Annotated in this window: 10 protein-coding genes and 1 pseudogene; 5 read left to right on the top strand and 6 right to left on the bottom strand. The window is 72.6% G+C overall.

The window, feature by feature from the left end:
- The first annotated feature begins 119 nt into the window (after positions 1-119).
- Both ACIP37_RS37480 and ACIP37_RS37475 read left to right on the top strand, forming a co-directional pair.
- Positions 120-1,007: an alpha/beta hydrolase gene (locus ACIP37_RS37480; protein ID WP_363589606.1), complete on the top strand. Its 888-nt coding sequence runs from the start codon at positions 120-122 to the stop codon at positions 1,005-1,007.
- Entirely contained in the window at positions 1,004-1,666 is a 663-nt protein-coding gene (locus ACIP37_RS37475; protein WP_363589604.1) for a 4'-phosphopantetheinyl transferase superfamily protein, read from the top strand. Before ACIP37_RS37480 ends, ACIP37_RS37475 begins: the two co-directional genes overlap by 4 nt.
- A gap of 170 nt (positions 1,667-1,836) precedes the next feature.
- Here the strand turns inward: ACIP37_RS37475 and ACIP37_RS37470 are convergent, their stop codons facing one another.
- Both ACIP37_RS37470 and ACIP37_RS37465 read right to left on the bottom strand, forming a co-directional pair.
- Positions 1,837-2,676, bottom strand: coding sequence for an SAM-dependent methyltransferase (locus ACIP37_RS37470; protein WP_363589602.1), 840 nt, complete (start codon positions 2,674-2,676; stop codon positions 1,837-1,839).
- A 118-nt stretch (positions 2,677-2,794) separates the two neighbouring features.
- On the bottom strand, positions 2,795-3,469 hold the full coding sequence (locus ACIP37_RS37465) for a helix-turn-helix domain-containing protein (protein WP_400807876.1): 675 nt from the start codon (positions 3,467-3,469) through the stop codon (positions 2,795-2,797).
- A gap of 182 nt (positions 3,470-3,651) precedes the next feature.
- Between ACIP37_RS37465 and ACIP37_RS37460 the strand changes: the two genes are divergently transcribed.
- The 3 genes from ACIP37_RS37460 to ACIP37_RS37450 all read left to right on the top strand — a co-directional run bounded on the left by ACIP37_RS37460 (position 3,652) and on the right by ACIP37_RS37450 (position 7,309).
- A complete protein-coding gene (locus ACIP37_RS37460; protein ID WP_363589600.1) occupies positions 3,652-4,842 on the top strand; it encodes a cytochrome P450 in 1,191 nt (396 codons plus the stop codon).
- 301 nt (positions 4,843-5,143) lie between these two features.
- On the top strand, positions 5,144-5,845 hold the full coding sequence (locus ACIP37_RS37455; protein WP_400845393.1) for a hypothetical protein: 702 nt from the start codon (positions 5,144-5,146) through the stop codon (positions 5,843-5,845).
- Positions 5,846-5,947: 102 nt separating this feature from the next.
- Positions 5,948-7,309: a M64 family metallopeptidase gene (locus ACIP37_RS37450; protein ID WP_363589596.1), complete on the top strand. Its 1,362-nt coding sequence runs from the start codon at positions 5,948-5,950 to the stop codon at positions 7,307-7,309.
- Positions 7,310-7,382: 73 nt separating this feature from the next.
- Here the strand turns inward: ACIP37_RS37450 and ACIP37_RS37445 are convergent, their stop codons facing one another.
- The 4 genes and pseudogenes from ACIP37_RS37445 to ACIP37_RS37430 all read right to left on the bottom strand — a co-directional run.
- Positions 7,383-7,616 carry a hypothetical protein gene (locus tag ACIP37_RS37445; RefSeq protein WP_380425384.1) on the bottom strand — a complete coding sequence of 78 codons (234 nt, stop codon included), beginning with the start codon at positions 7,614-7,616 and terminating at the stop codon, positions 7,383-7,385.
- Positions 7,617-8,060: 444 nt separating this feature from the next.
- Positions 8,061-8,669, bottom strand: coding sequence for an anthrone oxygenase family protein (locus ACIP37_RS37440; RefSeq protein ID WP_363589724.1), 609 nt, complete (start codon positions 8,667-8,669; stop codon positions 8,061-8,063).
- 223 nt (positions 8,670-8,892) lie between these two features.
- A complete protein-coding gene (locus ACIP37_RS37435) occupies positions 8,893-9,552 on the bottom strand; it encodes a hemerythrin domain-containing protein (protein WP_400807885.1) in 660 nt (219 codons plus the stop codon).
- A gap of 84 nt (positions 9,553-9,636) precedes the next feature.
- Positions 9,637-9,753: pseudogene (locus ACIP37_RS37430) on the bottom strand (NmrA family transcriptional regulator); the annotation flags it as partial.

Genomic DNA, 9,753 nt, shown 5'->3' with positions numbered 1-9,753 from the left:
CTCCTCCCCAAACACACCATCCCCAACCAACACACCAAAGCCACCCACAACGCCCTCACCAACCTCAACCACCAACTCACACACAACACAAACACCACAGACGCAGACAGGAGCACCTCGTGACCACCACCACTGACATCACCATCACCGACCTCACCACCACCACCCCCGACGGCGCCCGCCTCACCGTCGCCATCCACCACCCCGCCCACATCGACCCCCACGACACCACCCCCACCAGCACGCCCCTGATCGTCCTCGCCCACGGCTGGGGCGCCACCCACACCGTCTGGCACGCCACGGCCCGACTGCTGGCCGCCCAGGGCCACACCGTCGTCGCCTACGACCAGCGCGGCCACGGCACCAGCACCCTTGGCGACAAGGCCCTCACCATCCAGCAACTCGGGCACGACCTCGCCACCGTCGCCGACGCCCTCGCCCCTCACCGTCCCGTCGTCATCGCCGGCCACTCAGGCGGCGGTTACGCCGCGCTCGCCTACGCCACCCAGCTCTACGCCGACGCCCCCCGCACCGCGCCCCAGCGCCTCGTCGGCCTCCTCCTCGCCGCCAGCGCCGCCGACGACCAGCAGACCCCTCCGGGCGAACTCCGCATCATGAAGACGAAGGCCTTCCAGCGCGCCCTCAAGAGCCCCCGGCTCGGCCGCCAGCTCCTCAAGAAGACCCTCCACCCCAACACCCCCGCTCACACCCAGGAGACCAACCGCCGTCTCTTCGCCAACACCAACCCCCACACCCGTCTCACCACCTTCGCCTCCACCAGCACCATGGACCACACCCCCCACCTCCGGAACATCACCACCCCCACCACGATCCTTCGTGGCACCCACGACACCTCTGTCGGCCAGACCCACATCCGCACCCTCCAAACCCACCTCCCCTACACCACCGTCGACACCCTCTCCGACGCCGGCCACATCCTCCCGCTCGAAGCCCCTCACCAAATCGCCCGCCAGATCCACCAGCTCACACTCACTTCGCAGCGGTGACCACCACCTCCCTCACCACCGAGCTGGGCAGGCTCCTGCCGCCAACTGTCCACTGCACCGAGGCCTTCGGGCCGCCGCCCCAGGGCGCGCTCCTTCCTGCGGAGCGCGCCCACATCGGTGGCCGATCGCCCCGCAGGCAGCGGCAGTTCACCGCCGCCCGCACGCTCGCCCGTCGTGCTCTCGCCCAGCTCGGCCACCCTCCGGTCCCGCTGCTCCCGGGGCCGGGCGGGGCCCCCGAGTGGCCGTCGGGGACCGTCGGGAGCATCACCCACTGCGACGGTTACACCGCTTGCGCTGCGGCGCACGCGGCCGATGTCATCTCGCTCGGCATCGACGCCGAGCCTGCTCTGCCGCTCCCCGACGGGGTCCTCGCCCTCACCGCCTCCGAGGACGAGCGTCACCGGATCGGCCGGCTACCTCACGGCCAAGTCCCTTGGGACCGACTGCTCTTCAGCGCCAAGGAGGCCACCTACAAGGCCTGCTACCCGCTCACCCGACGCTGGACCGGGCTGGCCGGCATCTCCGTGCGCCTCCACCCCGACCGCACCTTCACCGCCCACCACCCCCACCTGCCCGGCCGCTGCCACGGCCGCTGGACCAGCACCGATGCCGTCCTCCTCACCGCCCTCACCATCCCGCACGGGACCACGACCGGCTGAGCGCGCAGCACCGCGGCACCGCAGCACCGCAGCACCGAGGGGACAGTCGACGGATCGGTCAGAGGGACCACCCGACCGGCAAGGAGCCCGGCCCATGGCACTGGCCCACACGCTCACGCTCATCGCCGACGCCGCCGTCTGCCCCGTCTGCCCCACCTGGGCCTTCGTCCTCAACGCGCAGGTCTGTCCAGGCCGTTGTCGCCGGTGCGCACCGCTTCGATGAAGCCGGTGGTGCTCGGGCCCGAGCCGGGCGGGAAGGGGCGGCCGTACGCGGCGGCGACCTCGTCGAGCAGGGTGAGCCGGGTGTTCCAGCCGTGGGCGTCGAGCCACTCGTGGGTGTGGGGGCCGAGGCCGCCCTGCCACAGGTCGGTGATGTGGGCGAGGGCCGGGTCCTGCGGGGTACTGGTCACGTCCCGGCCCTTTTCGAGCAGCAGTCGGCTGCCCGGGGCGGAGAGGGTGCCGACGGCGGTGAGCAGGCCGGCCGCCTGGTCGGCGGTGAGGTAGACCAGCAGTCCTTCGGCCAGCCAGACGGTGGGCCGCTCCGGGTCGAGGCCGGCTTCGACGAGGCGGCGCGGCCAGTCCGGGTCCAGCAGGTCGCCGGGCAGCGTGGTGCGTTCGCCGGCCGGGTCGGCGCCGAGTTCGTCCAGGACCTGCTGCTTGAAGGTCAGGACGGGCGCGAGGTCGAGTTCGAAGAGGCGGGTGCCGGCCGGCCAGTCGAGCCGGTAGGCGCGGGCGTCCAGGCCTGCCGCGAGCAGGACGACCTGGTCCGCGCCGGCGGCGAGCAGGCGGTCGTCGTAGAAGCGGGTGCGCAGGATGCCGTGGACCACCAGGCCTTTGGCGAGGCCGCTCGCCGGTCCCGAGGTGGGCATCGGCATGCCGGAGGCGGTGACGAAGGCGGCGGCGTAGGGGTCGGTGAAGAGCGGTTCGGGGCGGGAGCTCTCGTAGGCGCGCACCAGCGCGACGGACAGGGCGGTACGGGAGACCGGGCTCAGCGGGTCGGTGGTCGTCATGCCCGGGAATCTACCCCGGCGCCGAGTCGGCCGGGCCGGCACTCCCCCTCGCCGGACCAGGCCGGGCCGGACGGGCACCTGGCCTGCGGGGACAGCGAGTTGACGCAACGCCACGAGGTCACGTCAGGAGGTGACGCCAGCGGTCGGCGGACTCCATCATGTCCCGGATGACGCGTTCCAGGAACGTCCCGCCCCTGGCCAGCCGCTGCCCCACGGGGCTGTCGGGCCCGAACTCCGCCGCGGCCGTCATCGCGATCCGCGCCGTCCCGAGCGTCTCCCGCGAGCCGATCATGATCGAGTGGTACCAGGCCTCGTCGTCGACCACGTAGATGTCGCGACGCCGCTGCGGATCGCGTTCGCGCCGGACGTACCCGTGCTGGACCAGGTAGTTCACGGCCACGGAGACGGAGGCCGCACTGACGTTCAGCCTGCGGGTCAGCTCGGCCGCGGTGCGCCTGCCGTCCTCGGACAGCAGCAGGTCGATGTGCACGCGCGCCGTCATCCTCGGCAGCCCCGTCCTGACCGCCATCTCGATGATCTCCTCTCCCGTCGGGCTGTCCGAGGGCCCGTCCGCGGGCGGCGGCGCCGGGGTGCCGCGCCGCGCGCGCTGGACCGTCGCCCGGTGCGCCTGTTCGGGCCGGTAGCCGCTGGGGCCGCCATTGCGCCCGATCTCCCGGCTGATCGTCGACGTCGGCCGAGCGAGCCGCCTGGCGATCTCGGCGTAGGAGAGCCCGTCGGCGAGTCCGGCCGCGATGCGCTGGCGGTCCTGCTGGGTCAGTCGTCCTCCTGGCATGCCGCCAGTATTGCCTTCGCATTCATCCATTGCAATGCGGCATTGCATTCGACCTCAGCGTCATTGCATCAATTTACCGCTGTTCACCTGGGATAACTGCTTCGACCAATTGCGACCATGCTGAATGCAACGTAGCTTTCGAAGAGTCCCGAAGACGCATTTCCGCGAGATGAGGAACGGTCATGGGTGAATCCGTCCACACCGTCACCACGCTGCCGACGGCGCGCCCGCCCGGCTGCCCCTTCGACCCGCCGGCCGAGCTGACCGACGCCCGACGGCACGGCCCCCTCAGCCGCTACACCCACCCCGGCGGGGCGGCCGGCTGGCTGATCACCGGGTACGAGCTGGTCAGGTCGGTCCTGGCCGACCCGCGGTTCAGCTCGCGCAAGGAGCTCATCAACGTGGGCGACTTCGAGATTCCTCCGGCTCCGCCCGGCGAGTTCCTCCTCATGGACGACCCGCAGCACGGGCGCTACCGGAAGCCGCTGGTGGGCAAGTTCACCGTGCGGCGGATGCGGCTGCTCGCCGAGCGCGTCGAGCAGATCACCGCCGAGTGCCTGGACGCCATGGAGGCGGCCGGGCCGTCGGCGGACCTGGTGACCGCGTTCGCCAAGCCCATCCCCGCCATCGTGATCTGCGAGCTGCTGGGGGTGCCGTACGAGGACCGCGGCTCCTTCCAGGAGCAGATCGACTCGTTCGTGAACGGGGAGACGAGCGACGAGGAGCTGATCGCGGCCTACACGGCGACCCAGCAGTACCTCGCGGAGCTGGTGGCCGCCAAGCGTGCGAACCCCACCGACGACGTGCTCAGCGACCTCATGGACAGCGACCTCACGGATGAGGAGCTGAGGGGCGTCAGCCTGATCCTGCTGGCGGCCGGGCTCGACACCACCGCGAACATGCTGGCGCTGGGCACCTTCGCGCTGCTGCAGAACCCGGCGCAGCTGGCCGACCTGCGCGCCGATCCCACGCTCACCGGCCGGGCCGTCGAGGAACTGCTGCGGTACCTGAGCGTCGCCAAGTCGTTCATGAGGACGGCGCTGGAGGACGTCGAGTTGGGAGGCCAGACCATCAAGGCCGGCACGACGGTCATCCTGTCGTACAACACCGCCAACCGTGACCCAGAGCGCTTCGCCGATCCCCACGTGCTCGACTTCCGGCGGCAGTACGCCGGGCACCTGGCCTTCGGCCACGGCGTCCACCAGTGCCTGGGGCAGCAGTTGGCCCGCGTCGAGCTGAGCGTCGCGATCACCGCGCTCGTCAAGCGCTTCCCCACGCTGCGCCTGGCCGTACCGGCGGAGGAGGTCGGCCTGCGGCCGGAGGCCGCGGACATCTACGGGGTGAAGAGCCTCCCGGTCACCTGGGACGCGTGACCGGGAACCGGCCCGGGAGAGGTCGGGGCCAGGGTCGGGGTCCGGGTCGGGATCGGGGGACCCGCCCGGGCGGAGGGGCCGAGGGGTTGTCCGCCCGCGCCCGGAACGACCGAAAACACGCGGTCACCGGCGTACCTCCCGCACCCCCGGCATGGCACAAGTCCGTTACAGCGGTGCCGGGTTCCTCCCGCCCCGCACGCGCCCCTGGCATCATCCAAGTCCGTGCCGCCCCCGGAGCCGCCCACGGCGTGCCGGGGCGTCGGCCCGCATGGCGACCGACGTCCAGACGAGGGGGAGTCCGATGACGCTGTTCGGCAAGCCGCCGGGCCCGCAGGACGCCCGGCCGCGCGGGCGGGCCACCGCGCTGACGCCGCGGGTCCTGGCGCAGGCCCTGCTCCTGCTGCTCGGACTGTCCGCGGTCGGCCTCGGGTTCGCGCGGTTCGTCGGCGCGTACCACGAGGGGTGGGCGTACCGCGGCGCCCCGGTCTGCGGCGCTCCGGCGATCGGGCCCGGGGTGGACTGCACGCTACGGGAGAGCGGGCGGGTGACGAAGAGGGCGGTGGAGCGGGACGGCGACTCGACCTCGTACACCCTGACCGTGGCCCGCGAGAAGGCTCCGACCGGCACCTACGACGTCGGGGAGGCGTTCTACGACGACGTGCGGATCGACACGGTCGTGAACCTGACGGTCTGGAGGGGCCAGGTGGTCGAGGTCGACCACCAGGGGCACCGGGCGCGCAATCCGCACACCCTGTGGCTGGCCATCCTGAAGCTGGCGCTGCTGATCGGCGCGGGCACGGCCCTGATCACGGGCGGCCTGCTCGGGCCGAACGTGCGCTCCTGGTGGATCTCGGCCGGGATGTCCGTACCCGTGGCGGTCACCACGCTGGTGGGTGCCGCCATGCTCCTCCTGATGGACTGGCCGCTGCCCGTGACCGTGACCCTGGCCGTCCTGGCCTGGCTGCTCGCGGTCTCCGTCATCAGCGGGATGTCCGCGGAGTAGCGGCCCGGAGCGGATCCGGAATGCCCCTCACAGGTTGTCAGGTTCTCAACATGGGAAATAGGCTGCCACCTCCCGCTCACGCCACCACCGGGGAGGCCACCCATGCCCAGCAGTACCAGGAGCCGCAGGACCAGAACCGCCGCAACCCTCCTCACCGCCGCCCTGGCCGCGGCCCTCCTCGGCGGCGCTCCCGCGCTCGCCGCACCCGGAGCCCCGCCCGGACCCACGACGGGCGCCGTCCCCATAGCCGCTCCGGCGGACGGCCGGCACCCGGTCGAGGTGTTCGGCGAGGACGGCGGCATCTCCCGGGCCCTCGTCCCCGGCGGCTCCCCGTACACGGCCGGCTCCCGCGCCCAGGGCGTGGCCCCGCTCCAGGACGACGGCGACGTCACCGCGCTGGTGCGCAACGGCGATCCGGCCGCCAAGCTCGACGTGGTGGTCATCGGCGACGGCTACGCGACGCAGGAACAGGAGAAGTTCCGCAGCGACGCTGCCGAGAAGTGGCGCGAGATCACCGCCGTCGAGCCGTACGCCACCTACCGCAACCTGTTCAACGTCTGGGCGGTGTCGGCCGTTTCGCCCGAGTCGGGCGTCTCCGGGGATCCGGACCAGACGACCGTCCGGCACACCGCGCTGGGCTCGTACTTCTGGTGCGACGGGGTGGAGCGGCTGCTCTGCGTGGACGAGAAGGCGGTCGAGCGCTACGCGGCCAAGGCCCCGCAGGCGGACCTGGTGATCGTGGTGGCCAACAGCACCAAGTACGGCGGCGCGGGCTACAACGACGTGAAGTCCCCGCTCGGTTACGAGGGCATCGCCACCGTGGCGGGCGGCAACGCGAAGTCCGGGCAGATCGCGGTGCACGAGACCGGGCACTCGCTGGGCAAGCTCGCCGACGAGTACGCGTACGACGGCCAGGGCACCTACCAGGGCGCGGAGCCGGCCGAGGCCAACATCAGTACGCTGACCGCCGACCGGATGCGCGCCCAGGGCACCAAGTGGTCCCGCTGGCTCGGCCGGACGTCACCCGACGGCGGGACGGTCGGCGCGTACGAGGGCGGCGGCTACTACCCGACGGGGCTGTACCGGCCGACCGAGAACTCGATCATGCGCTCGCTCGGGCGGGAGTTCAACCTGCCCGGACGGGAGGCGATGATCGCCGGCTTCTACCGTCACGCGACCCCGCTGACGAGTCCCGTCTCCACCGCCACCCGGCTCACCTCCGCCAGCCGCCTCACCGTCGACCTGCCCGTCCCGGGCACCCGGCTGCGCTGGTTCCTGGACGGACGCGAGCTGCCCGGACAGCGCGGGCGTACCGCGCCCGACCTCGCCGCCCTCCACCCGGGCGGACCCCGCTCCCGGCCGCACCTGCTCACGGCCGTCGCCACCGACCCCACCCCGGCGGTGGCCGACCCGGCGCTGCGCGAGCACCTGACCGGGAGCCTGTCCTGGCTGGTGACGCTCTGACGCGCGTCCACCACGGCGACGGCCCCGGGCCCGGCAGCGCGGCGCTGCCGGGCCCGGGGCCGGTCGTCCGTGCCTACCGCCCGCCCTCTCCCGGCCTGCGCGGGGGGTTGCGCCGCAGCGGGGCCAGTTCCCGGGCCAGCGTCCGCACGTCCACGGCTATCCGCGCCGCGAGTTCGCCCGGCCCCGCGTCGCCCGGCAGGCGCCGGGACCAGGAACGCGCCTTGGCCGGACCGTCCTGGACCATGTCGAAGTTCAGCCGCACCGCCCCCGCCACGTCGGCCAGGGTCACCAGGATCCGGGTGTCCACGAGGTCGATCGTGACCTCGTTCCCGATGCACGAACACGCCACCAGACCCTCGATGTCCTCCTCCGCCAGATATCTGGCCAGGGGAACCGCTCTCCCCCGGATCAGGTACGGACGTATCACCGCCACCACAGACCCCGCCCCCTCTCCAGCTCACCGGACACGCCGACCACCGTACGGCCCGGCAACGGCGCAAGCGCACCGCAACGACCGGGCCCGCCCATGCTCCACCCATAGCCCCCGGATCGCCAAGTCCAGGACGTCCCAGGTGACTTGACCGACAGCACTGGCCCGGCGCACCGGCGCACGCCCCGGCGCACTCGGGCGCCCCGCCATCGAGCCCGGGGGCAGCAGGCCCGCCGCACCCGAAACGCACGAACGCCCGCCCGCACGAGGCGGACGGGCATCCCCGCGGCCGCGCAGCCCTGCGGCGCGCGGCCGGGCCGCTCAGCGGCCCAGGCGGCTGAACCGGCCATGCAGGACCAACGAGCGGCTCAGGGCCGCCAGGCCCGCCGTGCAGAGCAGTGTGCGGAGCATGTTGGCGGCCACCCAGGTGCCCTCGAACTTGGCGCGCACGCCGGCGAAGTCGTGGATCTGGGACGGGTCGCCGGCCGCCGCCAGCTCGTTGTTGAGCGGGATGTTGACGCCCATCGTGACCATCAGCGCCACCACGTACAGCACCGTCGCCCCGGCCGCCCACAGCGCCGCCTGGCGCCGGCCGGCCTTGTGCTGGAGCCAGGCCGCCACGCCGGTGGCGGCGAAGGCTCCGACGAAGACCAGGCCGAACATCCCGTTCTCGATCGACGAGTTGATGTGCTGCATCGCCGTCACGTACGTCCGGTCGTCCCCGGCCGCGAGGCCGGGCATCACCGACACGTCGAAGGCGAAGAACAGGCCCGCCATCAGGCCCATCGCGATGGTGGCGCCCGCCAGGACGGGCCCGGCGGCGCGGCCCTGCCCGGCGGTTCCGCCGTACGGTGAACTCCCCGGCCGCACACCGCCGATGGCCGACGGGACCGCGTACGACACCGGTGCCGACCTCTGATCCGAACGCATCACAGGACCCCTTTTCACTCTCCCGGCCCCGCAGGACGCGGCGCCGGCGAACAGCGGAACGAACGACACCACCCACCGTGCGGTGCCGCCCGCAACGGAACCGCGACAACCGGAACCCCGCTACGCGCGACGACACTTGCGGCACCGGAGAGTGCCGGGTGCCGCGACGAGTGCCGGGAGGAGTGCCGGGAGGAGTCCAGGGGAGTTGGAAAGGGGCCGGCGGTCACAGAACCGGGTTCAGGGTGCGCCGGTACCGGCGCTCCAGCACCGTACGGCCGATCAGCCGCACCGGGCCCGGGATGGTGGCCGACACGGCCCGCACGGACGCCGCGTCCGCGCCGTCGAACATCCACGGCTGCAGGTACGTCATGACCTGCCCCGGCGCGCTCTGGATGATCCGCCGCTCCACCCGCAGGTACTCGTCCACCGGCAGGCCCGCGATCGCCGGGAACACCACCGGCTCCTCGTGCCCCAGGTGCTCGCGGATCAGGTTCTCGAACCCCGCCGCGGCCTCGGGCAGTTCGGCGATCCGGCGGGCGGAGAGCACGTCCGCGACCCGGCGCATCGTCCGGTCGAGCGCTTCGTGGTCCTGCTCCAGGATGCCGCCGCCGTCGAAGCCGGCCAGCCGCTCGCGCAGGAAGGGCCAGAGGATCTCGTCCTCGCTGTGGTGGTGCCAGTCGATGACGGCCCGCAGCCGGCCGAACCAGTCCGCCAGGGCCGCCGCGGGGCCCCAGCCGCCCGCGGACGAACCCCGGGCGGCGGCCGCGCTCAGCCGCGCGGCGTCCCGGCGCATCGCCACGTGCATCAGCCCGAAGCCCCGGATGTGCCCGGGCAGCGAGCCCACGCCCTGCTCACTCGACCAGACCTGCTTGCCGTCCGACATGGCCAAACCTCCACTGTTATGTCCGGATACACGACCGACGCCCGCCCGGTGGCGGCCTGTTCGGGCCGCCACCGGCGAGCCGGATCACACGTTCCACACGCCCGAAGCGGCGGCCTCGCGGGCGAAGTCGGCGAAGTCCCGCGGCTCACGCCCCAACGCCCGCCGCACCCCGTCCCCCAACGAAGCGTTACGACCGTCCAG

The sequence above is a fragment of the Kitasatospora sp. NPDC088861 genome (assembly GCF_044750105.1).
Taxonomy (GTDB): domain Bacteria; phylum Actinomycetota; class Actinomycetes; order Streptomycetales; family Streptomycetaceae; genus Kitasatospora.
This window is presented reverse-complemented; position numbering and strand designations above follow the sequence as displayed.

Excerpts from the sequence above, each read along its gene's own strand:
- ACIP37_RS37470 (WP_363589602.1), bottom strand. The coding sequence starts at position 2,676 with ATGACGACCACCGACCCGCTGAGCCCGGTCTCCCGTACCGCCCTGTCC.
- ACIP37_RS37465 (WP_400807876.1), bottom strand. The coding sequence starts at position 3,469 with ATGCCAGGAGGACGACTGACCCAGCAGGACCGCCAGCGCATCGCGGCC.
- ACIP37_RS37460 (WP_363589600.1), top strand. The coding sequence starts at position 3,652 with ATGGGTGAATCCGTCCACACCGTCACCACGCTGCCGACGGCGCGCCCG.
- ACIP37_RS37455 (WP_400845393.1), top strand. The coding sequence starts at position 5,144 with ATGACGCTGTTCGGCAAGCCGCCGGGCCCGCAGGACGCCCGGCCGCGC.
- ACIP37_RS37450 (WP_363589596.1), top strand. The coding sequence starts at position 5,948 with ATGCCCAGCAGTACCAGGAGCCGCAGGACCAGAACCGCCGCAACCCTC.
- ACIP37_RS37440 (WP_363589724.1), bottom strand. The coding sequence starts at position 8,669 with ATGCGTTCGGATCAGAGGTCGGCACCGGTGTCGTACGCGGTCCCGTCG.
- ACIP37_RS37435 (WP_400807885.1), bottom strand. The coding sequence starts at position 9,552 with ATGTCGGACGGCAAGCAGGTCTGGTCGAGTGAGCAGGGCGTGGGCTCG.